The sequence below is a fragment of the Streptomyces sp. BK340 genome (assembly GCF_007827595.1).
GTDB lineage: Bacteria > Actinomycetota > Actinomycetes > Streptomycetales > Streptomycetaceae > Streptomyces.
In genome coordinates this window covers 1-25,339 of record NZ_VISR01000012.1, presented here as the reverse complement: position 1 = coordinate 25,339, position 25,339 = coordinate 1, and the positions used below count along the sequence as shown (strand labels likewise).

Genomic DNA, 25,339 nt, shown 5'->3' with positions numbered 1-25,339 from the left:
GGTACTCACCCGTAAATACACCCAGGTCAGGCAGTATGCAATGCGGTACCTACCGGCCCTCAGCGCGGCGTCCGGATGCCGCCGGTGGCACGACGCCGGGCGCAGCAGACCGGACCCATGGAGTTCACCCCGGCCGAGGCCCGCCGTCGCGTGGCCGGCACCGACTGGGCCGCGCTCGCGGCCCAGTCGGACGAGCACCGGTGCGCGCCCACGGGCCCGCTGCTCACACCCGAGGAGTGCGCCGGCCTGGCGGCCCTGTACGACAGGCCCGAGCTGTTCCGCACCACCGTCCGGCCCGGCACCGGTTCGGGTCCGGCGAGTACCGCTACTTCACCCACGACCTGCCCGCCCCCGTGGCCGCGCTGCGGGCCGCCCTCCATCCGCGTCTGCTCCCCGTCGCCCGGGACCGGGCGGCCCGGCTGGACCGTCCGGCGCCCTGGCCGGACTCCCTGCCCGAGTGGCTGGAGCGCTGCCGTGCCGTCGGCCGGGACCGGTCGGCGCAGATCCTGCTGAGCCACGGTCCGGGCGACTGGAACGCCCTGCACCGGGACGTGTTCGGCGAGCTGGTCTTCCCGCTCCAGCTCGTCATCGCCCTGGACGCGTACGGCACCGACTGCACCGGCGGCGAGTTCCTGCTGGTCGAGCAGCGGGCGCGCGCCCAGTCCCGGGGCACCGCGACCGTCCTGCGACAGGGACACGGCCTGGTGTTCACGACCCGCGACCGGCCCGTGCCCAGCCGCCGCGGATGGCCGGCCGGAGCGGTGCGGCACGGGGTGAGCACCGTGCGGTCCGGCCGCCGGCGCACCTTGGGGCTGGTGTTCCACGACGCCGCCTGAGACGGCCGGATTCCACCGCCTCGGCGACCCGACATCACCAGACGCGCCGCCGAGGTTCCCTCACATATCAGCGCAAAACGTGTCTTATTTCATTCATGCACACACCTTCGCGGCGTACCCTGCTCCGAGCCCCGTTCGCTGCCGCCGGCGCGGGACTCCTGGCTGCCTGCACCGACTCCGGCTCCCACCCCCACCCCAGCCCACGACGGGGCGCGGCGGCCGGCGCCGGGGACTTCGTCCCCCCGGGTCCCAAGGGATATGTCGAGCCGGCGGGTCCGGAGGTCCGAGCCGCCGAGCGCAAGCGCGGCTCCGGCCCGGTGCGCATGCTGAAGTTGACCGCCGCCGAGACGACACTGGACCTGGGCGGGCGGCACGTGCGGACCTGGGCCTACCACGACCAGCTGCCCGGGCCGCTGGTGCGCGTCACCGCCGGCGACGTGCTCAGCCTCAACCTCGCCAACCGGTTGCCGACGACCACCACGCTCCACTCCCACGGCGTGCGCATGCGCTGCGACATGGACGGCGTTCCGAGCCTGACCCAGCGGGCCATCGACGCGGGAGACGACTTCACCTACCGGTTCACCGTCGCCCATCCGGGCACCTACTTCCTCCACTCCCACGTCGGGCTCCAGCCCGACCGCGGTCTGTACGCCCCGCTCATCGTCGACGACCCCAAGGAGCCCCTCAAGTACGACAAGGAATGGATCCTCATGCTGGACGACTGGCTCGACGGCGTGGACGGCTCCACCCCCGACGGGGTGCTCGCCCAGCTCATGCCGGCGGGCATGAAGATGGGCAGCATGGCCATGGGCCCCGGACAGGACGATCACAGTTCCGGCAAGCCGGCGAGCCCGCACGCCTCACCCTCGCACAAGTCCTCCGGCCCCTCGCGCGTGTTGCACGGCTCGCACAGCCAGTTGCTGCGCGGCGAGGCCGGCAGCGTGAACTATCCGCTCTACCTCGCCAACGGCCGCATTCCGACCCAGCCCTCGACGTTCCGCTGCCGCCCCGGTGAGCGCATCCGGCTGCGGATCATCAACGCCGGCTCCGAAACCGCCTTCCGCGTCGCGCTGGCGGGCCACCGACTGACCGTCACGCACACCGACGGCTATCCGGTGCAGCACAGGACGACCGACGCCCTCCTCATCGGCATGGCGGAACGTTACGACGTTCTCGTCACCGCCAAGGACGGTGTCTTCCCCCTCGTCGCGCTGGCCGAGGGCAAGAAGGGCCAGGCCCTCGCCGTCCTGCGCACCGACAAGGGGAGGACCGTTCCCCCGGCCGGCGTCCGCCCGGACGAGCTCGACGGGGAGGTCGTCCCGGCCCGCCGCCTCGTACCGGCCGACTCCGTGGTCCTCGACGACCGAGAACCCGACCGCGAGATGCGCATCCGGGTCACCGGCACGATGGAGAAGTACGACTGGGGCTTCGACCACGAGCAGTACGACGAGCGTCAGCGCCACCCGGTCCGCGCCGGTGAGCGGGTGCGGCTCACCCTCATCAACGCCACCGACATGTGGCACCCGCTGCACCTGCACGGTCACACGTTCGCCCTGACCGGGCTGGACGCCGCCGGCGCGCGCAAGGACACCGCGATCGTGCTCCCGCACCGCAAGCTGGTCGTCGATTTCGACGCCGACAACCCCGGCCTCTGGATGCTCCACTGCCACAACCAGTACCACTCGGAGAGCGGCATGATGACCATCCTCGGGTACCGCAAGTGACCGGGTGATCCGGAGGGGACACTCCTGCCCCTGGTCCGCCACGAACGAGGCCGTCCAGGCCGGCGCCGCGTTCCGGTTGACGGCCGTTTCGCCGGTGGACCAGGACTGGATGTCGTCCACGTCGCAGAACCGGCCCGTGCAGCCCCGCGGTCCGCTCTGTGCGTACGGGTCCGGTGCGGGTGACGCCCCCGTGACAGGAGCGCTCCCCGGTGCGGATGCGCACCATGCCTGTTCCAGACATGAGCCCCGTCAACGGTGCGGACGGGGACGACTGCGCACGCCGTCCCCGTCAGGACCCTCGAACGGACTAGACGTCGAGCCTGCTGATGCGCACCGCTCCCCCGGCCTCGCCCGGGTGCGCGCTGGTGAGCGTGAGGCGCACGCGTGAGCCGCGTACCGCGTCGAAGGTGATCACCGTCGGGCTGTCCGAGGCGGTGGCCCAGTCCACCGCGGCGCCCGTCACCGGCGCATGGGCGCTCCCGTCCCACACCGCCACCTCGACCGCGGCGGGCAGGGCGTGGGTGCCGTCGACCGTGAAGGAGACCGCCACCCGGTCGACGGTCCGGGCCCGCCCGAAGTCGACCGACACCCAGTCCTCGGCGCGGGCCCCGTCGAAGGCGGGCAGCAGGGCTGTGGCCGACTTGGCGAAGGCGTTGGACCAGCCGGTGGCCGGGTCGCCGTCCAGCATCGCCGCGGGCAGGGTGTCCGGGCGGCCGGAGTAACTCGCGTCCGGACGGGGATGGTCGGGGGCGGCCGGACAGCCGGGCTCGAAGGCGGGCGCATCGGCGGTGGCGGCGCCGCGGGCCGGTGTGGTGCGCACGCTCGTCGTGCCCTTGCGCAGGCCGTCCACCCGCGCCGTGATCTTCAGGGTGCCCGGCTCGCCGCCGGAACGGACGATGGCGAGGGCCTTGCCGTGGAACGCGGTGCGGGTACTGGCCTGGTAGCGCTCGGCGCTCTCCTCGCGCCCGTTGTCGAGGCCGGCCAGGGAGCCGCCGGTCACGTCGAAGGCGATGAGGTGCTCGGCGTCGGGCACGACCACTCCGTGCGCGTCCACGATGTCGGCGGTCACGAAGACCAGTGAACGGCCGTCGGCGGCCAGGGACCCCCGGTCGGCGGTCAGGCGCACGGCGTGCGGGGCGCCCGCGGTGCGCAGCACGTCGGTGGCGACCACCTTGCCGTCCCGCCGGGCCACCGCCTTCAGCTCACCGGGCCGGTACGGCACCTTCCAGGTCAGGTGCAGCTTGCCCGCACTGCCGTTGGGGCTGGTGTAACTGCCCGGGTAGGGGCCGTCGGTGAAAGTCTTGTCGTCGCCGGTGGCCTCGGTGGTCTCCAGATAACCGCGGCCGTCGGTGGTCTTCTTGGCGTCGAACTCCCGCACCCCGAGGGACTGTCCGTCGAGGAACAGCTCGACCGACGGGACGTTGGCGTACGCCCACACCTCGACCGTGGCGCCTTCCTCGTGGTTCCAGGTCGTCGGCAGCAGGTGGACCATCGGCTCGGTCGTCCACTGGCTGCGGAACAGGTGGTACATGTCCTTCGGGAAGCCGGCCGTGTCGACGGCGCCGAAGAAGGACGCCTTCACCGGGAAGACGTCGTACGGGGTCGGCTCGCCGATGTAGTCGATGCCCGACCACAGGAACTGCCCCGCGAACCACTTCCGGTCCCGGTCCTTCTTGTGCCCGTACTCACCGCTCATCGTCCAGGACGCGAGGTTGTTGTCGTAGGAGGAGGTCTCCCGCCTGCCCGGCGTGTGGTTCTCGCCGGTGTTGAGGTGCTCCGGTTCCTGGTACGAGCCCCGGGTCGAGGTCTCCGAGGAGGACTCGGACTCGAAGAGGAACAGGTGGGGGTACCTGGCGTGCAGGGCGTCGACCGACCTGGCCGTGTTGTAGTTCAGGCCCAGGCCGTCGAGCTTGGCGAGCATGCGGTCGGCCGCGGAACCCGTGGCGGGCAGGCCGTGGTACTTGTTCGAGCCGATGACGACCGGGCGGGTGCCGTCGGCGGCCTTGACGGCGCCGATGATCCGGTCGGCCATGGCGAGCCCGGCGGTCGAGGTGGAGTCGGGGATCTCGTTGCCGATGGACCACAGGACGACGGCGGGCGAGTTGCGGGCCGCCCGCACCATCTCCGTGGCGTCCCTCTCGCACCACTCGTCGAAGAACCGGCCGTAGTCGTACCTGGTCTTGCCGGTCCTCCAGCAGTCGAACGCCTCCACCATCATCACGATGCCCAGCTCCTCGCAGACCTGGATCATCTGCGGCGAGGGCGGGTTGTGCGAGGTGCGGAAGGCGTTGACGCCCATCGACTTCATGATCGTCATCTGCCGGCGCACCGCGTCGACGCTGATCGCCGCGCCGAGGGCACCCTGGTCGTGGTGCAGGTCGACGCCCTTGATCTTGGCGTAGGTGCCGTTGAGGGAGAAGCCCTCGTCCGGGTCGAAGCGGTAGGTGCGGATGCCGAAGGGGGTGCGGTACGTGTCGGTGGTGCGGCCGCCGGCGCGGAGTTCGGTGTGCAGGGTGTAGCGGTGGTCCGGGCTCGTGAAGTGCCACAGGAGGGGTTCGGGGACGGTCAGTTCGTGGGTCTCGGTGGCCTGCTCGGAGACGGCGGCGGTGGTGGACGTGCGGGCGACCGTGCGGCCGTCGGGGCCGGTGATCCGGGACAGGATCTCGACGTCGGTACCGGCGCCGGACTCGTTGAGCACGGTGGTGGCGACCCGCACCACGGCCCGGTCCGGACCGACCTCGGGTGTGGTGACGTACGTGCCCCAGCGGGCCACGTGCACGGGCTCGGTGATCACCAGGCGTGCCTCGCGGTAGATGCCGCTGCCCGAGTACCAGCGGCTGCTCGGCAGCTGGTTGCCGACCTTGACCGCGAGGACGTTCGGGGTGCTGCCGTCGGTGTGCACCAGGTCGGTGAGGTCGAGCGCGAAGCCGGTGTAGCCGTAGGGGTGGCGGCCGGCCTCGGTGCCGTTGCAGTAGACGTACGAGTCCATGTAGACGCCGTCGAACTCCACCGAGACGCGTTTGCCGGCATGGGCGGGCGGCAGGGTGAAGGCAAGCCGGTACCAGCCGAGGCCGCCCGGGAGGAATCCGGTGCCGCTGGTGGTGCCGTGGTCCGTCGTGGGGGTCTGCTCGATGCTCCAGTCGTGGGGTGCGGTCACCTCGCGCCAGGCCGAGTCGTCGTACCCGGGCTCGGCGGCCTGTGCGTAGGCGCCGGTCGGGTCGGTGATGCCGCCCGGGTTGACCAGCGCGAAGCGCCAGCCTTCGCGCAGCGGGACGGTGTGGCGTCCCGGCGCGGCACCGGACGCCCCGGCGGCCGGTGCGGCCACGGCGTCCGAGCCGCTCAGGAGTGCTCCGGCCGCGGGCGCTGCCGTGGCTGCGACCAGAACCGATCTGCGAGTGACCGTCATGACGGCTCTCCCTCATCAGGGCCCAGAAGTACTCACAACTGATCGTGAACAAACAGATTCTGACGGTCCGCCACCGGCGATCGTCAAGGGCGCCGCACCCGGTACCTGCCCTGGCCGGCACTTCGGCCTGAATTCCCCCTTGACCGTGTTCGAGGGGTCGGCCCGGTCTGCGGGGGTCGGGGTCCACGGGGGTGCGCGACGCACTACGCTGGAACGCAAGTGGTGCCACCTGTTCACTGTGAGTGTGCGCTTGGGAGCGGCGACGATGAGCCGGGTCTATCCGTTCGACGATGCGGCCACGGCCCGGGCTGTCATCGACGACGACGGAACGCTGGTGGAGTGGAACGAGGGCGCGCGACGCCTGCTCGGCCACCCGGCCGACGAGGTCGTGGGCCGCCCCGCGACCCTGCTGCTGGCCGGGCAGGACTCCCTGGTCACGCCCTCCGGCCGACGCTGGGAGGGGACGGTCGGTTTGCGCCACCGGGACGGCCGCACGGTCTCCGTGTGGCTGCTCGCCCACCGCCGCCCGCCCGGTGACGGGCACCGCGGCGACTGGCTCGTGGTCACCCCGCTGACCGGCCGCGACCCCGGCACCGACGACGATCCGCTCACCCGGGCCGGACTGGTCCAGTCGCCGTGTGCCGTCGCCGTGTACGACGACGCGCTTCGGCTGCGCCGGATGAACGAGGCCATGGCCGAGGTGATCGGACTGCCCGAGGAGCGCGTGCGGGGCCTCAGGGTCGCCGAGATCGGCGGCAAGCAGCAGAGCGAGGAGCTGGAGCAGAACATGCTCCAGGTACTGACCACCGGCCGCCCGCTGGACATCGAGACCCTCATGCGCACCGGCGGCGAGGACCGGGCGCACGCCTGGCTGGCCCGGATGGCGCCGGTCACCGACGACGAGGGCCGGGTGCGGGGCGTGTGCCTGGCGGCACACGACGTCACCGACAACTACCGGGCCCGGCAGCGGCTGCAGCTGCTGAACGAGGCCAGCGTGCGCATCGGCTCGACCCTCGACGTCACCCGTACGGCGCAGGAGCTGGCGGACGTGTGCGTGCCCGCGCTCGCCGACTTCGTCACCATCGACCTGCTGGACCCGCAGGAGTACGGCGGCGAGCCCCCGGCGCGCGTCACGGCCCCGGTGAACCTGCGCCGGGTCGCGCACCAGTCGATCCTGCGCGGCATTCCGGAGGCGGTCGCCAAGCCCGGGCAGACCGAGGTGTACCCGGACTTCTCCCCGCAGGCGGACTCGCTGACCGCCGGCCGCACCATCCGGGCCACGGTGGCCGCGGGCGACATGGACCAGTGGCTCACCTGGAGCAGCGTGCGCGGCGACCGGGTGCGGGACTTCGGCATCCACTCCTCGATGTCCGTGCCGATCCGGGCCCGCGGGCTGACCCTCGGGGTGGCGGTCCTCACCCGGCACCGGAGCCCGGGGCCGTTCACCGACGACGACATGCTGCTGGCCGAGGAGATCACCGCCCGGGCCGCCGTCTGCATCGACAACGCGCGCCGCTACTCCCGTGAGCGCGAGACCGCCCTCGCGCTGCAGCGCAGCCTGCTGCCCCGCACGCTCCCGCGCACGGCCGCTCTGGAGGCCTCCTCCCGCTATCTGCCGGCGGCCCGGGCCGGGGTGGGCGGCGACTGGTTCGACGTGATCCCGCTGTCCGGGATGCGGGTCGCGATGGTCGTCGGGGACGTCGTCGGGCACGGCATCCAGGCCTCGGCCACCATGGGCCGGCTGCGCACCGCCGTACGCACCCTCGCCGACATCGACCTGGCCCCGGACGAGCTGCTCACCCACCTCGACGACCTGGTGGTCCGGCTGTCGGAGGAGTCCGGCGGCGAGGGCAGCCCCGGCGAGGTCGGCGCCACCTGCCTGTACGCCGTCTACGATCCGGTGTCGCGGCGCTGCACGCTGGCCCGGGCAGGGCATCCGCCGCCGGTGGTGCTGATGCCGGGCAGCGAGCCGCGCCAGCTGGACCTGCCCGCCGGTCCCCCGCTGGGCCTGGGCGGGCTGCCGTTCGAGTCGGCCGAGGTGGGGCTCCCCGAGGGCACCGTCCTCGCCCTGTACACGGACGGTCTGGTGGTGTCCCGGGCCGGGGACACCGGCCGGCAGGAGCTGTTCCAGGCACTGGGGGCCTACGCGGACTCGCTGGACGAGACCTGCGACCAGATCCTGCAGGCGCTGCTGCCGCCGGGCGGCACCGCCGACGACGTGGCGCTGCTGCTGGCCCGCACCCGGGGGCTGGCCTCCTCCCAGGTGGCGACCTGGGACATCCCCGCCGATCCGGCACTGGTCGCACCGATCCGCAAGCAGGTCCTGGAGCAGCTGGAGCGCTGGTCGCTGAGCGAGGTCGGGTTCACGGCGGAGCTGGTGGTGAGCGAGCTGGTCACCAACGCCATCCGGTACGGAGCCCACCCGATACGGCTGCGGCTGATCCACGACCCCGTCACGCTGATCGTCGAGGTGTCCGACACCAGCCACACCGCCCCGCACCTGCGGCGTGCCAAGACCTTCGACGAGGGCGGCCGCGGGCTGCTGCTGGTCGCCCAGCTCACCCAGCGCTGGGGCAGCAGGCACACCGCCGAGGGCAAGACGATCTGGGCGGAGCTGTCGCTGCTCGACGAGGACCGGTGACCGCTGCCGGAGGTCTGCAGGCGCAGTGGCAGGGGGCCGGTGACCAGGAGGCGGAAGCAGTGGTTCAGTAGCCCCGCAGCCAGGGCCGTACCAGTTTGCGGGCCTCGTGCAGCCGGGACTTGAGAGTGCCGAGGGGGATGCCGACACGCTCGGCGATCTCGGCGTACTCCAGCTGGCAGATGTCCCGGTAGACCAGGGGCGCGACCAGGTGCGGGTGCTCGCGCTCCAGCCGGTCCAGGGCCTCCAGCAGATCGATCCGGGAGCCCGCGATGACGCTGGTGGTGCGCGGGTCGATGTGCTCGGCGGGCTCGATGACCACGGGCTGCTCGGCCGACCGGCGTTTCAGCTCGCGGTACTTCTGCCGGCAGCAGTTGGCGACGACCGTGTAGAGCCAGGTGCTGAAGCGGCTGCGGCCCTCGAAGGCGGAGATGTGCCGGGCCACCTGGAGCAGTACGTCCTGGGCGGCCTCCTCGGCGTCCTCCCGGCAGGGCAGGAAGCGCCCGCAGCGGCGCACCACCTCGGGCCGCAGCTCGGTCAGCAGCCGGTCCAGGGCCGCTCGGTCGCCCGCCGCGGCACGCCGGGCGAGGTCTTCGGCCGTCACCCCATCCTGCACGTCAGGGTCCCCCTCGAAGTCGATCTCAGGGCAGGCATGATAGTCGTATGCACTCCCTGGAGCGGATCGGCCGCTACCGCCTCGAACGAACCCTGGGCACCGGCGCCTTCGCCACGGTGTGGCTCGCTCACGACGACGAGCTGGACGCCCTGGTCGCGGTGAAGGTGCTCGCCGAGAACTGGGCCCACCGGCTCGACGTCCGGGAGCGCTTCCTGTCCGAGGCCCGGCTGCTGCGCCGGGCCGGCTCCAGCCGGGTCGTCCAGGTCTACGACATCGGTGAACTGCCGGACGGCAGACCGTACTTCGTGATGCAGTACGCCGACGGCGGCACCCTGGCCGATCTGCTGGCGGCCGGCCCGCTGCCGGTGTCCCAGGCGCTCGTGCTGACCGCGCAGGCCGCGTGGAGCGCCGCCGCGCTGCACGAGGCGGGCATCGTCCACCGCGACATCAAGCCGAGCAACGTGCTGCTGCACACCGCCCCGGACGGCGAGAGGCGACTGCTGCTGGCCGACCTGGGGCTGGCCAAGAGCCTCGCACAGGCCTCGGTGCTCACGCTCGCGGCGGGCTCGGCGGGCTATCAACCGCCGGAACAGGCCGAACCCGGGGAGGGTATCGACGCCCGCGCCGACGTCTACAGCCTGGGCGCGGTGGGCTACGAGCTGGTCACCGGGACCGTGCCCGGGCCGCCGGGCAGGGTGGTACCGCCGCGGCGGCTGCGGCCGGACCTCGGCGAGGACGTGGAGCGGGTGCTCCTGCGCGCCCTGGAGCCGGACCGGGAGCGGCGCTGGCCGGGAGCACACGCGTTCGCGGACGAACTGGAGCGGCTGGCGGCGGCCTCCGGCGTCCGGCACGGCAGGCGGCTCGACGGCGTCCGGGGCCGGCTCGGCACCGGGTCGCTCGTGCTGGCCGCGGTACTCGCCGCCGGGGCCGCCGCCGTCACCGTCACCGTGCTGCTCCACCGGCCGGACACCGCCGAACAGTCCACGGTGAAGGACTCCACCGGCCGGGTCGCCGTGCAGGTGCCGGCCGCCTGGGCCCGGCAGGTGCGCGGCTCCGGCTGGGATCCGCACGCGCTCGGGCTGCCGGCGGGGCACGAGCCCGGCCTGGTGGTCGCCGACGACGTGGCGCACTGGTCCGACCTCAAGGCCGCGGTCGACGGCGTCTTCCTCGGGGTCAGTGAGCACGGCGACGTCACCGCCCGGGTGAAGACCCTCGCCCACTCCGGCTGCCGCGAAACCGGCAGCCGCACCTTCACCGGCGCCCGCTGGCGCGGCCTGATCCGGACCTGGGACACCTGTCCGGACGGCGGCTCCGTCACCGAGTCCGCGCTCCGCCCGGCGGACGGCTCCACCGGGCCACAGGTGTACGTGCAGGTACGCCGGCAGGGTGACAGCGACGCGACCGAGGCCATAATCCGCTCCCTGCGGGTCACCTGACACGACGCACGAGGTCGGGCGGGGTCAAATCGGGGAAAAGAAGCCTGCGAGTCCCGAACTTTTCCGGTGGCCCGGGCATCGCAGTGTGATGACGGCGCACCCGGCGCCGAAGGCACGCGGCAGCCGCGTGCCACGAACATCCAGGAGTGTTGAGCGACATGGCGTACTCATCCCGGTCATTGCAGCGCGGGGCCCTGCTCGCGGGCACGGCGGCCGTACTGGGCCTCCTGACCGCCTGCGGCAGCAACGACACCCACTCGACACCCCAGACGGTGCCGGGCACCGCGGCTCCGGCGACCGAGACCACGGGCGGTGCACCCTCGTCCGGCACGTCCGCCGCAGCCTCGACACCGGACGGCGGCACGGCGTCCGCGACCCCGGGCAAGGCCGCCTCCTCCGGCACCGGCACCACGACCCAGAGCGGCAGCGCCCGGTGCCACACCTCCGAGCTGCGTGCCGCCGTCGGCAGCAACAACCCGGGCGCCGGCCAGGAGAACTTCCCCATCGTGCTCACCAACAAGTCCGCCCGGACCTGCACCGTGCGCGGCTATCCGGGCGCGGCCTTCGTGAACGCCTCCGGGACCCAGCTCGGCCCGGACCCCAAGCGGTCCGGGGGCTCGCCGGTCACGGTGACCCTGCGGCCCGGACAGAGCGCCTGGGCGGGCCTGACCTTCTCCAACCCGGAGATCAGCGGCGCCAAGACGGCCACGCCGGCCACCCTGGTGGTCACCCCGCCGGACGAGCGGGACCCGCTGAAGGTGGCGTGGACGGCCGGAGCGGTCCCGGTGTCCGGGAACTCATCCTCCGTCTTCCTGACCGTCTTCAACTCCGGTACCGGCGCCTGACCGAAGCCCCTCCGAGAACCCCGCTGTCCGGTCCCGGACAGCGGGGTTCGTCATGAGCGCGCCACAAGTGTCACAGGACGGCAACACGTCCCGGCCGCCGCGATCTTTCCGCGAGGACCCCTCATCGAACCCGTCGACCGCACAGCGAGAAGGCTCCGCAGGGAGCCGCGACGAGGAAACCGGGGAAGAACATGAGCGGCATTTCACGCAGGCGGGTGCTGACGGCGGGGGCGGCCGCGGGCGCCCTCGGGGCCCTGTCCGCCTGCTCCACCGCCGGCGGGCTGTCCGTCGGCGAGAAGGACCCGGCGTACGGCAAGGGCACCGAGCAGGCCCGGCCGGCCAAGCCCATCGGCGACGGATCCACCGCCGACACCGGCCCGCAGCCGCACCAGCCGAAGCCGGTCCGGCTGAAGCCGGGCCAGAAGCCGCCGCAGTTCGTGGTGTTCTCCTGGGACGGCGCCGGTGAGCTGAGCAACAAGCTGTTCACCCGGTTCCGCAAGGTCGCGTCCGACCACGGCGCCAAGATGACCTTCTTCCTCAGCGGCATCTACACGCTGCCGGAGGCCAAGAAGGAGCTGTACCGGCCGCCGCGGCACGCGGTCGGCGCGTCCGACATCGGCTACCTCGCCGACCGGCACATCCACGCCACCATCCAGCAGGTGCGGGCCGCCTGGCTGGAGGGCCACGAGATCGGCACCCACTTCAACGGGCACTTCTGCGGCGCGACCGGGGTGCGCAACTGGTCGCCCGCCGAGTGGCGCAGCGAGATCGAGCAGGCGATCGACTTCGTCACGAAGTGGAAGACGAACACCGGCTTCTCCGACCTCGAACCGCTGCCCTTCGACTACCGCAAGGAGCTGACCGGCGGCCGCACCCCCTGTCTGGAGGGGCAGACCAACCTGCTGCCGACCGCGGCCGCGCTCGGCTGGAAGTACGACGCCAGCTCCCCCGGCGGCCTGCAGATCTGGCCGGGCAAGGTGCAGGGCGGCCGGATCTGGGACTTCCCGCTGCAGTCCATACCCTTCGCCGGCCACTCCTTCCAAGTGCTGTCGATGGACTACAACATGATGTTCAACCAGTCCGGCGGGAACCCCCTGGGCGATCGCACCCGGTTCGACGCCTGGCGCGCTCAGGCCAGAGACACCTACCTGGCCGGGTTCCGGCGCGCGTACGAGACCAACCGCGCTCCCTTCTTCATCGGCAACCACTTCGAGCGCTGGAACGGCGGCATCTACATGGACGCCGTCGAGGAGGCGATCGGCCGGATGGCCGAGCACGACGAGGTCCGGTTCGTGTCCTTCAAGCAGCTCGTGGCCTGGCTGGAGGCCCAGGACCCGGCGGTGCTGCGCAAACTGCGCACGCTGTCGCCCGGGCAGGCCCCGGTGGGCGGCTGGGACGAGTTCCTGGGCGCGGCGGGCACCCGGTCCTCCTAGTCCGCGCTCCGGCGTTTGTTTTCATGGGCGGCCACCATCCGATGTTTTCATGGGCGGGCACCATCTGATCGATCCGGAGGACCCGCCCTGAACACCCCGCTCCTCGAAGCCCTGTCCGCCGTGCTGCTCGCCGCCGTGCTCGCCTGGGCGGTGGTACGGCCCTTCGGGTGGCCGGAGGCGGTACTGGCCGTCCCGGCCGCCGGGATCGCCGTCGCCACCGGGGCGATCTCGCCGGACCACGCCCGGACCGAGGTCGAACAGCTGGGGCCGGTGGTGGGGTTCCTGGCGGCCGTGCTGGTGCTCGCCCACTTCTGCGATCTGGAGGGGCTGTTCCAGGCGTGCGGGGCGTGGATGGCCCGATGGGCGGCGGGCCGCCCGGTGCGGCTGCTGGCGGCGGTGTTCGCGCTGGCGTCGGCGATCACGGCGGTGCTCAGTCTGGACGCCACGATCGTGCTGCTCACCCCGGTCGTCTTCGCGACGGCCGCGCGAACGGGCGTACGGCCGAAGCCGCACGTGTACGCCTGCACGCATCTGTCGAACACGGCGTCGCTGCTGCTGCCCGTATCCAACCTGACGAACCTGCTGGCCTTCGCGGCGAGCGGGCTGACCTTCACCCGGTTCGCGGCGCTGATGGCGCTGCCGTGGCTGGTGGCGATCGGCGCCGAGTACCTGGTGTTCCGCCGGTTCTTCGCCCGTGACCTCACCGCGGCGGCCCCGGCGGCCCGGGACACCGGCGAGGCGCCGCGGCTGCCCCTGTTCGCGCTGGTGACCGTCGGCTGCACGCTGGCGGGGTTCGTGGTGGCGTCGGCGTTCGGGGTGGACCCCGCGTGGGTGGCCGCCGCGGGGGCGCTGGTGCTGGCCGGGCGGGCGCTGGTACGGCGGAAGGCGACTCCTGTCACCGTCGTACGGGCGGCGGCGCCGGCCTTCCTGGCGTTCGTACTGGCGCTGGGCATCGTGGTGCGCGCGGTCGTCGACAACGGGCTCGCGGACGCGCTCGGACACGTCCTGCCCGGCGGCACGGGACTGCCCGCACTGCTCGGGACGGCCGCTCTGGCCGCCGTCCTCGCGAACCTCATCAACAATCTGCCCGCGGTGCTGGTGCTGCTGCCGCTCGCCGCTCCCGCCGGTTCCGGCGCGGTGCTCGCCGTCCTGCTCGGGGTGAACATCGGCCCGAACCTGACCTACGCCGGGTCGCTCGCCACCCTGCTGTGGCGGCGGATCGTGCACCAGCACGAGCACGGCGTGGACCTCGGGGAGTTCACCCGGCTCGGCCTGATCGCCGTGCCCTCCGCGCTGGCCGTGTCGGTGGTGGCACTGTGGGGGTCCCTGCAGATTTTCTGAGGGTTCCCCTTCTCCGAAGGGTTCCGAGAGCCGAGGGAGGCCGACCGGATGCGTGTGATCGCCTGGCTCGTCGAGGGCACCTGGCCCGCCTGTGTGGACGCCGTACGCGACCACGCCCCGCACGCCTCCGAGGTGGTGCTGCTGCATGTGACCGGTCCGGACGTGCCCGGGGTCGCGCACGGCGCGTACGCGGGGCTCCTCGGCCGGGGCCATCCCGAACGCGACCCGGGCAGCCGCCTGGAGGCGCTCGGTGACAGCTCGGCGGCCGAACTCCTGGCCGCGGCGGCCGAGCGGCTGGGGCGCCCGTGCACCTGCGAGGAGCGGGCGGGGCGTGTCGAGCGGGAGGTGGTGGCCGCGGCCGACGGGGCCGATCTGCTGGTGCTGGCCCGGGACGGTGACCGTTCCCGGCTCGGCCCGCACAGCCTGGGCCCGGCCGTCCGGTTCGCCGTCGACCACGCGCCCTGCCCGGTGCTGTTGGTGTGGCCCGAACCGGCCCCGGGCCTCGGGACGATCCCTCCCCCGCCGTCGCACCACCACTGAGCCGCACCGCGGGCGGGCTGCGGCCGGGCGGCGCTCAGCGGTGGTGACCGCCCGTGCCGCCGTTGTAGCCGCCGCCACCGCCCCAGTCGCAGTAGTCCGGGTAGACCGAGCAGTAGTCGCGCGTGGGGGAACTCGACGGCGCCGGGCTGGACTTGGACGCGGTCGGGGTGGACGCCGGGGACGGGGTCGCCGAGGCCTTGGGAGTGGACCTGGCCGACGGAGGTGGCGCGGTGGTGTTGTCGGTGTCCCAGTTGACGACTTCCATCTGCAGGTCCGGCTTGGCGGTGTCGACGGTCCAGCGCTGGGCCGGGTTCGCGGCGCGGTTCTTGAGGACGAGGGCGCCGGAGCCGTCGGTCGCGGCCGGGGTCAGCGCCAGGTCCTGGTCCGAGCGGGGCACCAGGGCGCCCTGGAGCGTGAAGTCGTAGCGGATGTCCTTGGCGGCCGCACCGGTGACCGAGCAGGGGGCGAGCCGCACGGAGTAGCCGAGGTGGGAGTCCAGACACAGATCCGGGGCGGAGGCGTTGCGCAGCAGTCCGTCGGTCTCGTACGACCACTGCTGGCTCGCCTCCGAGGAGCAGTCGGTGAGCTCGGTCTCCGCGCCCTCGACCGCCTTCTTGCCGACGACGCCCACGCACAGCCCCGAGGCGAGGTTGTGCAGCCGGCCGCGCAGCACGCCCTTGGTGGTGCCGCTCGTACCGGCCCAGGACGGACCCGGCCTGGCGGAGCCCTTGCCCGGCACCCGGGACGGCGTGCCGCCGGGGGCCGGGGTCCGGTCGTCGCCCGAGCCGAGCACCGACCACAGGACCAGCGGGAGGACGACCAGGCCGCTGACGGTGACGACGGCCAGGGCGAGATTGCGGCGCCGGACACGGCGGGCCGCCCGGTGCGCGGAACGGCGGGAGCGGCCGGGCGCGTCGGCAGGGGCGGGGGTGGCGGGCGCGGATGCCACGGGGGCGAAGGCCTCACCGCCCAGGGGAACCGAGGGGGCCGGTACGGGGTCCGGGGCCGGGTCGGTGGTCTCCTCGGTGCGGGCCGCCCGGGATTCCATGTAGGCGTGGGCACCCCAGCCGAGGACCGCCTCGGCGAGTGCGAGGCCGAGTCCCGTGTTGAACTGGGCCAGCTGGTCGGCGGTCTGGCTGCAGTGCCGGCAGCCGGACAGATGCTGCTGCAGGTCGGGGTCGACGTCGATCCCGCCGCGGCGGAAGGTCACGTCGAGCATGCGCAGGTAGCGCTGGCACTCGGCCTCGGGGGCGAGTTCACGGTGGGCCTGGAGGCATTCCTCGCGCAGCCGTTCGCGGGCGCGCCGCAGTTCGACCCGGGTCTCCTCGTCGTCCAGGCCGAGCAACGCGGCGGGGACGGCGAGGGGTTCGGCTTCGACCTCTATGTGCCACAGCACCGCGCGGGCGGACTGGGGCAGCCGCTGGAACGCGCGGGACAGCAGTCGCCGGCCGGACGGCGGCAGCAGACGGGCGGCCACGCGCTCCCCGTTGCCGGTGTCCGCCCGCAGCGCGGGGTGGAGGAGTTCCTGACGGCCGTCGCCGTCCCACTCGGCCGCGATCCGGCGGACGGTGACCAGCAGATGCGGGCGCCAGGCGGCGGACGGGCCCGCCTGACGGAGCGACTCGCCGAAGAGCCGGGTGAAGGCGGCCGTGGTGAGCATGCCTGCGGCGCGCGGTCCCTCGGTGCACAACCGGGCGTAGGCGAAGGCCGCTTCCCAGTGCCGGTCCAGGAGTTCACCGACCGGGTGGAGCGCGGGTGTCGTTCCCGTCCACTTCTTCAGTTCGGCACTCAGTTGCTCGTCCGAGACGTCGAACCGACGGGCGGTTGGGGCGGAATCCGACCGGCCTGCGTCATTCACGGCTGCGTTCCTCCGGGCGCGACACGGGAATTAGTCCGTACCAAGGGTACGGAATTGGGATTCGGCATCCCGAACGTCCGCCTGGGCTGCTCATTTGAAGCGTGGGGGGCGAACGGGAGCGGCCTGGCGCATGCAGCAGGAAATGTAATTGCCTACACGCCGACAGCGCACACTTTCGCACAGGCCGACGTCATTGAACAAGAGATCTCTCACTTTTAAACATTGCGTCGACAAGCGGCTATTTGATCATTCGTCAATGAGCGCCTTTGCCGTGCATTACGACCGCTCCCCCGCGCGATAGGCGCCGGGCGGCACTCCGTAGCGCTCGCGGAAGACACGGCTGAAATGGAAGGGGCTCGGGAACCCGGACGCGGCCGCCACCCGCTCCACCGTCAGGTCGGTGGCCTCCAGCAGCCGTGCCGCGTGCCGCAGCCGGGCCTCACGCAGGGCGCGCATGGGCGGTCTGCCGGTCCGCAGGGTGAACAGGTGGGCGAACCGGGACGGGGAGAGCGACACGCCCCCGGCGAGCGAGGCGACGGTGTGCGGCGCGCCCGGGTCGGCGGCGATCAGCTCCTCGGCGTGTCGCACGCGGGTGTCGTCGCCCGGCTCGGGTGCCGGCTCGCGGGCGCCCGAGGCAGCGAGCAGCACGACCTCCTCCAGCGCGCCCAGGGCCAGCTCCCGCGCCAGGCTGCCGTGGGCCACGGCCACCGGGTCCGCCGCCTCGGGCGGTGTGCCCGGCGCGGGCCGGCGGGCGTCGGCGAGCATCCGGCCGAACGCGGCCTCGATGCGCCCGTGCAGGCCCGCGGGGACGGGGGCGACGACGTACAGACCGTCGGCGACGGCGTACGGGCCGAGCCAGGGCGCCCAGGACGTCCGGGCCTGGCAGTGCGCCCACCAGAACCGCCAGTGCGGAGCACCGGAGGCCACGGCGTAGCGGTGGGCCACCCCCGGGGCGAGCACCACCAGATGCCCGGCGGCCGCCTCGGCACGCGCGTCGCCCTGGCGGAACGTGCCGCGCCCGCCCGTGGTGAAGGTGAACAGCCAACTGTCCGACCCCCGCGGCCGGTCCACGCCGTACCCCGGTCCCTGGTCGTAGCGCCCGGTCACCACCAGGCCCGGTGGCGGCGACGGGTCGCCGGCAGCAGTCCCGGGCAGTCCGTCAGCGTGCATGGGCATCCTCCGTGAAGGCGCGTCGCCCTAGCGTGGCAGGCAGGTGACCGGCGGACGAGGAGCGGACACATGACAGCCACGGACAACGGCGGCATCCGGCTCGACACACTGCGCCGGCAGTTCGAGGAGGCGGGATTCACCGTCGTACGCGGGCTGTTCGGACACGACGAGATCGAGCGGCTGCGCGACGGCTTCGCGGCGCTGCAGGCGGCCGGGCCGGTCCCCGGGCACTTCGAGCCGCGGCCCGCGGACCCCGACCCGCTGCGCAGGCATCCCCGGGTGATGCAGCCGCACGAGTTCAGCGCGCCGGCGCGGGAGTTCCTGCTGGACGCCCGGCTGCGGGCGGTGCTGGAGGTGCTGTTCGGCGAGGAGGTACTCGCCGCGCAGAGCATGTTCTACTTCAAGCCGCCGGGCGCCCGGGGCCAGGCGCTGCACCAGGACAACTTCTATCTTCGCGTCGAGCCGGGCACCTGTGTGGCCGCGTGGGTGGCCTGTGACGTCATCGACCGGGACAACGGCGGCCTCGAAGTCGTGCCGGGCACGCACCGGATGGATCTGTTCTGCCCCGAACTGGCCGACGAGGAGCTGTCGTTCGCCCGGGAGTACGTCCCGCCGCCGCCCGGGCTGGCTCCGGTGCCCGTGGACATGGCACCGGGCGACGTACTGTTCTTCAACGGCAGCCTGGTGCACGGTTCGGGGCCCAACCGCAGCGCCGACCGCTTCCGGCGCTCCTTCATCGGGCACTACGTGGGCCGTTCGGCCGAGCGCATCGGGGTCTACTACCGGACGCTGGCCATGTCCGGTGCGCGGGTCCCGCTTCCGGGCAGCGAGGGTGCGGGTCCGTGCGGCACGGAGTTCGCACCGCACGGACCGCATTGAGGAGCAGGGGGCCCGTCGAGGATCAGTGGCCGCTGATCGCGCGCGGGGTGTAGGGCTCCTCCAGTTCCTCGATCTCCTTGTCGCTCAGCTCCAGTTCGACGGCGGCCACCGCGTCCTCGATGTGCTGCGGCCTGGCCGCGCCGACGATCGGTGCGGCCACCGTGTCCTGGTGCAGCAGCCAGGCGAGGGCGACCTGCGCGCGCGGGACACCCCGGTCGGCGGCGATACGGGTGACGGCCTCGACGATCGAGCGGTCGCTCTCCAGGTAGAGCCGGCTGCCGAAGTTGTCCTGGGCGCTGCGCTCGGTGACGGTGCCCCAGTCGCGGGTGAGCCGGCCGCGGGCCAGCGGGCTCCAGGGCAGCACCCCCACACCCTGGTCCGCACAGAGCGGCAGCATCTCCCGCTCCTCCTCGCGGTAGAGCAGGTTGTAGTGGTTCTGCATGGACACGAACTTGGTCCAGCCGTGCCGCTCGGCCGTGTACTGGGCCTTGGAGAACTCCCAGGCGTACATCGAACTCGCCCCGATGTAGCGCACCTTGCCCGCCTTGACCACGTCGTGCAGCGCCTCCATCGTCTCCTCGACGGGCGTGGCGTGGTCGTAGCGGTGGATCTGGTAGAGGTCGACGTAGTCGGTGCCGAGGCGGCGCAGGCTGTGGTCGAGCTCGGACATGATGGCCTTGCGGGACAGCCCGCCCCCGTTGGGACCCGGCCGCATCCGGCCGTGGACCTTGGTGGCCAGCACGATCTCGTCGCGGTCGGCGTACTCACGCAGGACCTTGCCGACGATCTCCTCGCTGGTGCCGTCGGAGTAGACGTTGGCGGTGTCGAAGAAGTTGACGCCCGCCTCCAGCGCCTGCCGGATCAGCGGCCGGGACGCCTCCTCGTCGAGGGTCCACTCGTGGACACCGCGGTCGGGCAGCCCGTAGGTCATGCAGCCCAGACAGATCCGCGAGACGTCCAGGCCCGTCGAACCGAGCTTCACGTACTGCATCGTCACTGCTCCTGCCTTCCGGGGCGATGGTCACTCAGGAGCGTACGGCGTGCTCCGGCGCCGACTTGACTGCGACGTCGCGCGGACGATTGGATCCTGACACGTGATCGAACGAGCGGACGTGCCCACCAGAGGCGTCTCCCGTGTCCCAGGTCCCGGGAGGACCGCCGGCACCGCACTGCTCGCCGTCGCCGTCGCGATGTCGGCCCTGACGGGTTGTGACTCGGGCAGCGCGCCCGACGAGCGGCCCGGGAAGCCCGCCGTACGCCTGCCGCCGCGCCACGCCGGCTTCGACTACCAGATCGGCGGCGGCTACCCCCCGCCCGCCGGCGTCCGGATCGTCAGCCGCGACCGCTCCGACTCCCCGGCGCCGGGCCTGTACAACATCTGCTACGTCAACGCCTTCCAGGCCCAGCCGGAGGAGCGCTCCTCCTGGCCCGCCGACCTGCTGCTGCGGGACGGCCACGGCAAGGTCGTCATCGACGAGGACTGGCACGAGCCGCTGCTCGACCTGCGCACCCCGGCCCGGCGCAAGCGCGTGGCGGATCGGGTCAATCAGTGGATCGACGGCTGTGCGAAGAAGGGCTACGACGCCGTCGAGCCCGACAACTACGACAGCTACACCCGGTCCCACCATCTGCTCACGGCCGCCGACGCGACCGCGTTCATGCGCCTGATCTCCCGGCACGCACACGGCCTGAACCTGGCCGTCGGGCAGAAGAACACCGCCGAACTGGCCGGGCGGCGGCAGCAGGCCGGGCTGGACTTCGCGGTCGCGGAGGAGTGCGGGCAGTACGACGAGTGCGAGGTGTACGCCAAGGCGTTCGACGACCGCGTCGTGGACATCGAGTACACCGACAGCGGCCTGCGCAAGGCCGTCGCCCGCTGGGGCGAGCGGCTGAGCATCGTCCGCCGGGACGTGGACGTCTCCACACCGGGCAAGCCGGAATACGTCCGAAAGGTGCGGTGACGCGCCGCAGCGGCCCGCCGTCCCTCAGGGCCGCTCCAGCAGGTCCAGCGCGCTCTCCCAGGGGAACTCGGGCCGCCCGCCGCCTTCCTCGGGCATGCCGGAGTACGGCTCACCGAAGCGGACACCCATCCCGCGCAGCCGGATCAGGCTGTCCCGGTAGGCCGGGTGGGCGGCCAACGCATCCGCCACACAGGGCAGGACGGCGATCGGCACACCCAGCCCGGCGGCCTCGCACAGGGTGCCCACGGCGAGGGTGTCGGCCAGTCCGGCCGCCCACTTGTTGACGGTGTTGAAGGTGGCGGGGGCCACCACCACGGCGTCCGGCGGCGGGAACGGGCGCGGGTCGGCCGGTGACCGCCAGGCGGACCGTATGGGCCGGCCCGTCTGCGCCTCGACGGCGGTGGTGTCGAAGAAGCCGCCCATGGCGACCGGTGTGGCGATGACCCCGACCTCCCAGCCCCGCTCCTGGGCGGCGGTGATCAGCTTGCTGACGCCGACGGCGATCCCGGCCGCGCAGACGACGACATAGAGGAAGGGCTTCCGGTCCTGTTCGGTCATCCGGGCACCCTACTGAAGCGGGAAGGTCAGCCCCCGCTCGGCCTCGGGCCGCGGTCCGTGGATGCGCCGCTGGTCCTCCTCGATGCGGAGGTCGTTGATGCTCGCCTCCCGCCGGGTCATCAGACCGTGCTCGTCGAACTCCCAGAGTTCGTTGCCGTAGGAGCGCCACCACTGCCCGTCGGCGTCCCTGCACTCGTACTGGAAGCGGACGGCGATGCGGTTGCCCTCGAAGGACCACAGGTCCTTGCGCAGCGCGTAGTCACGCTCGCGGTGCCACTTGGCGGTGAGGAACTCGACGATCTCGGCGCGGCCGGTGACGAAGGTGTCGCGGTTGCGCCAGACGGAGTCCTCCGAGTAGGCGAGCGCCACCTTGTGCGGGTCGCGGGTGTTCCAGGCGTCCTCGGCGGCCTGGACCTTCCGCACGGCGGTCTCGTGGGTGAAGGGGGGCATGGGCGGGCGGTCGGTCATGGCGGCTCCTCGGCCTGTACGGGTTGCACGACACCGGAGAACGAGCGTTCTCCGTATGGGCTGCTACCGTAGGAGAACGCACGTTCTCTCGTCAAGGAGTGGGGTCGCACATGGACAGCGCGGTCGCCCGGGACCAGGCGCTCGACGCCGCGGAAGCCCTGTTCTACGCCCGGGGCATCCAGTCCGTGGGCATGGACGAGCTGCGCGGCGCCTCGGGCGTGTCGCTCAAGCGCCTCTACCAGCTGTTCCCCACCAAGGAACAGCTCGTCGAGGCCTATCTGGCCCGGCGGGACGAGCGCTGGCGCGGGCGGCTCGCCGAGCACGTGACACGGCAGCCGGACCCGCGGGAGCGGATCCCGGCCGTGTTCGACTGGCTGGAAGGGTGGTTCGGCGAGGACGGCTTCCGCGGCTGTGCCTGGATCAACGCGTACGGCGAACTGGGCGCCACGTCGGCCCGTGTGGCGGAGCAGGTGCGCGCGCACAAGGAGGCGTTCCGGGACTACCTCGCCTCGCTCGTGAGCGGGGCGGACTTGCCCGCCGCACTGACCGGCCCGCTGTTCCTGCTGGCCGAGGGCGCCATGGTCACGGCGGGCGTCACCGGCAGCACCCGGCCGGCGGCCGAGGCCCGCGAGGCGGCCCGGGTGCTGATGGCTGCCGCCGGTTAGGGCGTGTCCGACTTCACGCAGGGCGCGTGCGACCGCAAGGCGCCGGAGCGCCCACGTGACTCCGCCACGAGGGCGGTTCGGCAACGCGGCGAACGGGCGGCCGGCCGCCGCAAGGCAGGCGGGAGTTGCCGGACAGGCCCTGGGGCCGGGCCTGTCCGGGCGGATCAGGCCGGCCCCGGGCGACGGCGCCTCATCGGCAGAGGCAGAAGTGGGCGGGGGTCCGCACGAGTGCAGCCGAGCGCGGGGAGCCGGCAAACGGCGGCCACGCGGCCACGGGCTCGCCACACCTTTGACGCAGTGCGGGCGAGCGTCGGGAATCCGCAACCGGCGGCAACGCGGCTGCACCCCCGCACTCCTCAGGCGATGCGGGAGGGCGTGGCGGGCCCCGCGGTTCCGGCACGATCCGGTGGACAGGCCGGTGCGGGCTCAGCCGGCCGGCTCCGTCACCTTGATCGCTCCCACCGGGCAGGCGCGGGCCGCCTCGCGGACCATCGGGTCGCCCGCGCCGTCCTCGCGGTCGGGGATCAGCGTGCTGTAGCCGTCGTCGTCCTGGGTGAACACGCGCGGCGCGGTCAGCGCGCACTGGCCCGCGCCGATACAGACGTCCTTGTCGATCTCGATGTGCATGGACTGAGCCTCTTACCAGGTCACGGGGAGTTCCAGCATCCCCTGGATCGTGTCGCCGGGTTTGAAGGGGATCTCCTCGGCGGGCGCGGCCAGCCGCAGGCCGGGCAGCCGCCGGAGCAGGGCACCGAGGGCGATCTCCAGCTCCGCACGGGCCAGGTTCTGGCCCAGACACTGGTGGATCCCGAACCCGAAGGCCACGTGGTGACGGGCGGGGCGGTGGAAGTCCAGGGCGTCGGGGTCGTCGTACAGGGACGCGTCGCGGTTGATGATCGAGGTCGCGAAGAGCACGCCCTCGCCGGCCCGGATCGTGGTGCCGGCGACCTCGATGTCCTCCAGGGCCACCCGCAGCATGCCCTCCGCGATGGACAGCATCCGCATCAGTTCCTCGACGGCGGCGGGCAGCAGCGCCGGGTCGGCACGCAACTCGGCCAGCCGGTCGGGGTGCTGGAGCAGCGTGTAGGTGCCGAGCGAGATCATGTTGGCGGTCGTCTCGTGGCCGGCGACCAGCAGGATGACGGCCAGCGAGAGCAGTTCGGTCCGGTCCAGCGTGCCCTCGCTCAGCTGCTGGTGGACGAGGTCGTCCAGGACACCGTCACCGGGTTCGGTCTGCTGTGCCTTGCGGTCGATCAGGTCGCCGAGATACGCGTCCAGCCGCTCGCGCGCCGTCTGGGTGTCGGCGGCAGTCGGGCCGCGCAGCAGCCGGCGGGACTGCTCCTCGAAGAACTCGTGGTCGGCGTACGGCACCCCGAGCAGACCGCAGATCACCATGGACGGCACGGGCAGGGCGAAGGCGGAGACCAGTTCGGCCGGCGGGCCCTTCTCGACCATCTCGTCCAGGAGCCCGTCGACGATCCGCTGGATGGTGGGCCGCAGCCCGGTCGCGCGTTTGAGGGTGAACGACGGGATCATCATCCGCCGCTGCCGCTGGTGCACGGGGTCGTCGACGCCGAGCAGCGCGACCCGGCGGTCGCGGACGGCCGCGAAGCGGGCCGTGGGGATCGGGAAGTCGGGGCGGCTGCGATCGGTGGACAGGCGGCCGTCGGCGAGCAGCGCGCGGGCGGTGGCATGGCTGGTGACCAGCCAGATCTCGCGGCCGTCGAAGAGGGTGGCGCGGGACAGGGCTCGCCCGTCGCGCAGCGGCTGGTATCCGGTGGGCGGGTGGTAGGGGCAGGTGCGGTCCTGGGGGAAGGCGACGGGTTCGGCCGGGGTCGCCGGGCCGGTGATGTCCGTCAGTTCCGTCATGGAAAGACCTCGCAGACGAAAGAAGTGCGTCGTGCCGATCTTCATTAGATGCCCCAGGCACCTATGGGACGACGACAAGTTCGGCCAGATCGGTGATCGGTGCGATCTGGCCGAAGGGTGTGGTCACCGGGGTCGGGAACGCGCCGAAATTCGCTTGCCGCCGGGAAGCCGGCGGCCCGAGGATCTGCCCATGTTGCTTATGGACACCATTCTGCCGCCGACCGCCGCCACCGTCCTTCCGGTGCGGGGCCAGCAGCAGCCCGGCCGTCGTCGGAGGCCCGAGCCCGCACGCCCGTGACCGCCGCGCTCCTCGCCGGCCTGCTGGCCGGCTACGGCATCGCGATTCCCGTCGGCGCGGTCGGGACCTACCTGGTCTCCCTCACCGCCCGCACCTCGCTGCGCACCGGCGCCTGTGCCGCCCTCGGCGTCGCCACGGCCGACGGCCTGTACGCACTGGTGGCCGCGGCGGGCGGATCGGCCCTGGCGGCATCGCTGCGGCCGGCGCTGACCCCGTTGCGCTGGGCCTCGGCCCTGGTGCTCGTCACCCTCGCGGCCTGGGGCGCGGCCCTGGCCCTGCGCCAGTACCGCGCCCATCGCCGGACCACCCGCCCCGAGCGGCCGGTTCCCGGCGCCGGCCGCGCGTATCTCGGCCTTCTCGGGATCACGCTCCTCAACCCCGTCACGGTGATCTACTTCGTGGCTCTGGTGCTCGGCACCAGTACCGCGGACGCCGTACGGCCACTGGAAAGGGCCGTCTTCGTCGTGGCGGCCTTCGCCGCCTCCGCGAGCTGGCAGCTGCTGCTGGCGGGGGGCGGCGCCCTGCTCGGCCGCCTCCTCACCGGCCGCCGGGGACGGTTGCTGACGGCGCTGGTCTCCAGCGGGGTGATCCTGGCGCTGGCGGTGCGGATGACGGTGACACCAGGGTGACCGCCGTCGGTCAGGGCACACGGGTGCGCCAGGTCCTGTCGTCAGGCTCCCCGGACAGCACACCTAGGGGGTTTCGTCTGGATCAGGTCGGATCAGGCCGCGGCGTCCGGTGCGGTGCATCGCAAGGCGGAGGAGCACCCGCGTACTGGGCGTACCCGGGTGGTCCGAC

20 protein-coding genes and 1 pseudogene are annotated in these 25,339 nt (G+C 72.6%); 12 read left to right on the top strand and 9 right to left on the bottom strand.

The window, feature by feature from the left end:
* The first annotated feature begins 117 nt into the window (after positions 1-117).
* Together FB157_RS21580 and FB157_RS21575 are read left to right on the top strand one after the other, a co-directional pair.
* A pseudogene (locus tag FB157_RS21580) lies at positions 118-836 on the top strand (2OG-Fe(II) oxygenase).
* Positions 837-931: 95 nt separating this feature from the next.
* Positions 932-2,560: a multicopper oxidase family protein gene (locus FB157_RS21575; protein ID WP_145882136.1), complete on the top strand. Its 1,629-nt coding sequence runs from the start codon at positions 932-934 to the stop codon at positions 2,558-2,560.
* Between the two features lie 307 nt (positions 2,561-2,867).
* Here the strand turns inward: FB157_RS21575 and FB157_RS21570 are convergent, their stop codons facing one another.
* Complete coding sequence (locus FB157_RS21570) at positions 2,868-5,966, bottom strand: glycoside hydrolase family 2 TIM barrel-domain containing protein (RefSeq protein ID WP_145882134.1); 3,099 nt, start codon at positions 5,964-5,966, stop codon at positions 2,868-2,870.
* A 265-nt stretch (positions 5,967-6,231) separates the two neighbouring features.
* On the opposite strand from FB157_RS21570, the gene FB157_RS21565 reads away from it, so the two are divergent.
* Entirely contained in the window at positions 6,232-8,607 is a 2,376-nt protein-coding gene (locus FB157_RS21565) for a SpoIIE family protein phosphatase (RefSeq protein WP_145882132.1), read from the top strand.
* A 64-nt stretch (positions 8,608-8,671) separates the two neighbouring features.
* Here FB157_RS21565 and FB157_RS21560 read toward each other — a convergent pair whose 3' ends face one another.
* Positions 8,672-9,220, bottom strand: coding sequence for an RNA polymerase sigma factor (locus FB157_RS21560; protein WP_145882130.1), 549 nt, complete (start codon positions 9,218-9,220; stop codon positions 8,672-8,674).
* A 47-nt stretch (positions 9,221-9,267) separates the two neighbouring features.
* Here FB157_RS21560 and FB157_RS21555 point away from each other — a divergent pair, with 47 nt between their 5' ends.
* The 5 genes from FB157_RS21555 to FB157_RS21535 all read left to right on the top strand — a co-directional run bounded on the left by FB157_RS21555 (position 9,268) and on the right by FB157_RS21535 (position 14,815).
* Entirely contained in the window at positions 9,268-10,656 is a 1,389-nt protein-coding gene (locus FB157_RS21555) for a serine/threonine-protein kinase (RefSeq protein ID WP_145882128.1), read from the top strand.
* A gap of 158 nt (positions 10,657-10,814) precedes the next feature.
* On the top strand, positions 10,815-11,501 hold the full coding sequence (locus FB157_RS21550; protein WP_145882127.1) for a DUF4232 domain-containing protein: 687 nt from the start codon (positions 10,815-10,817) through the stop codon (positions 11,499-11,501).
* A gap of 191 nt (positions 11,502-11,692) precedes the next feature.
* A complete protein-coding gene (locus FB157_RS21545; protein ID WP_186581624.1) occupies positions 11,693-12,934 on the top strand; it encodes a hypothetical protein in 1,242 nt (413 codons plus the stop codon).
* An 87-nt stretch (positions 12,935-13,021) separates the two neighbouring features.
* Entirely contained in the window at positions 13,022-14,275 is a 1,254-nt protein-coding gene (locus FB157_RS21540; protein ID WP_186581636.1) for an arsenic transporter, read from the top strand.
* Between the two features lie 48 nt (positions 14,276-14,323).
* Positions 14,324-14,815: a universal stress protein gene (locus tag FB157_RS21535; protein WP_145882125.1), complete on the top strand. Its 492-nt coding sequence runs from the start codon at positions 14,324-14,326 to the stop codon at positions 14,813-14,815.
* Between the two features lie 34 nt (positions 14,816-14,849).
* Here the strand turns inward: FB157_RS21535 and FB157_RS21530 are convergent, their stop codons facing one another.
* A complete protein-coding gene (locus FB157_RS21530) occupies positions 14,850-16,673 on the bottom strand; it encodes an RICIN domain-containing protein (RefSeq protein WP_145882123.1) in 1,824 nt (607 codons plus the stop codon).
* Positions 16,674-16,949: 276 nt separating this feature from the next.
* On the bottom strand, positions 16,950-17,843 hold the full coding sequence (locus FB157_RS21525; protein ID WP_145882121.1) for a helix-turn-helix domain-containing protein: 894 nt from the start codon (positions 17,841-17,843) through the stop codon (positions 16,950-16,952).
* Positions 17,844-17,912: 69 nt separating this feature from the next.
* On the opposite strand from FB157_RS21525, the gene FB157_RS21520 reads away from it, so the two are divergent.
* Entirely contained in the window at positions 17,913-18,722 is an 810-nt protein-coding gene (locus tag FB157_RS21520) for a phytanoyl-CoA dioxygenase family protein (protein WP_145882119.1), read from the top strand.
* Between the two features lie 22 nt (positions 18,723-18,744).
* On the opposite strand, the gene FB157_RS21515 is transcribed toward FB157_RS21520, so the two are convergent.
* Positions 18,745-19,713 carry an aldo/keto reductase gene (locus FB157_RS21515; RefSeq protein ID WP_145882118.1) on the bottom strand — a complete coding sequence of 323 codons (969 nt, stop codon included), beginning with the start codon at positions 19,711-19,713 and terminating at the stop codon, positions 18,745-18,747.
* Positions 19,714-19,912: 199 nt separating this feature from the next.
* Between FB157_RS21515 and FB157_RS21510 the strand changes: the two genes are divergently transcribed.
* Positions 19,913-20,683, top strand: coding sequence for an endo alpha-1,4 polygalactosaminidase (locus FB157_RS21510; RefSeq protein ID WP_145882414.1), 771 nt, complete (start codon positions 19,913-19,915; stop codon positions 20,681-20,683).
* Positions 20,684-20,707: 24 nt separating this feature from the next.
* Here the strand turns inward: FB157_RS21510 and FB157_RS21505 are convergent, their stop codons facing one another.
* Positions 20,708-21,241: a flavoprotein gene (locus FB157_RS21505; protein WP_145882116.1), complete on the bottom strand. Its 534-nt coding sequence runs from the start codon at positions 21,239-21,241 to the stop codon at positions 20,708-20,710.
* Positions 21,242-21,250: 9 nt separating this feature from the next.
* Entirely contained in the window at positions 21,251-21,709 is a 459-nt protein-coding gene (locus FB157_RS21500; protein WP_145882114.1) for a nuclear transport factor 2 family protein, read from the bottom strand.
* A gap of 110 nt (positions 21,710-21,819) precedes the next feature.
* Between FB157_RS21500 and FB157_RS21495 the strand changes: the two genes are divergently transcribed.
* Positions 21,820-22,374 (top strand): TetR/AcrR family transcriptional regulator, encoded by a 555-nt coding sequence (locus FB157_RS21495; protein WP_145882112.1) that lies wholly within the window; start codon positions 21,820-21,822, stop codon positions 22,372-22,374.
* Between the two features lie 426 nt (positions 22,375-22,800).
* Here FB157_RS21495 and FB157_RS21490 read toward each other — a convergent pair whose 3' ends face one another.
* Together FB157_RS21490 and FB157_RS21485 are read right to left on the bottom strand one after the other, a co-directional pair.
* The gene (locus FB157_RS21490; protein WP_145882111.1) at positions 22,801-23,001 is read right to left on the bottom strand and encodes a ferredoxin; all 201 of its coding nucleotides are present in this window, start codon (positions 22,999-23,001) and stop codon (positions 22,801-22,803) included.
* 12 nt (positions 23,002-23,013) lie between these two features.
* Positions 23,014-24,243 carry a cytochrome P450 gene (locus tag FB157_RS21485; protein WP_145882109.1) on the bottom strand — a complete coding sequence of 410 codons (1,230 nt, stop codon included), beginning with the start codon at positions 24,241-24,243 and terminating at the stop codon, positions 23,014-23,016.
* Between the two features lie 294 nt (positions 24,244-24,537).
* Here FB157_RS21485 and FB157_RS21480 point away from each other — a divergent pair, with 294 nt between their 5' ends.
* Positions 24,538-25,170, top strand: a complete 633-nt coding sequence (locus FB157_RS21480; protein WP_145882106.1) for a LysE family transporter — start codon at positions 24,538-24,540, stop codon at positions 25,168-25,170.
* Positions 25,171-25,339: the final 169 nt, after the last annotated feature.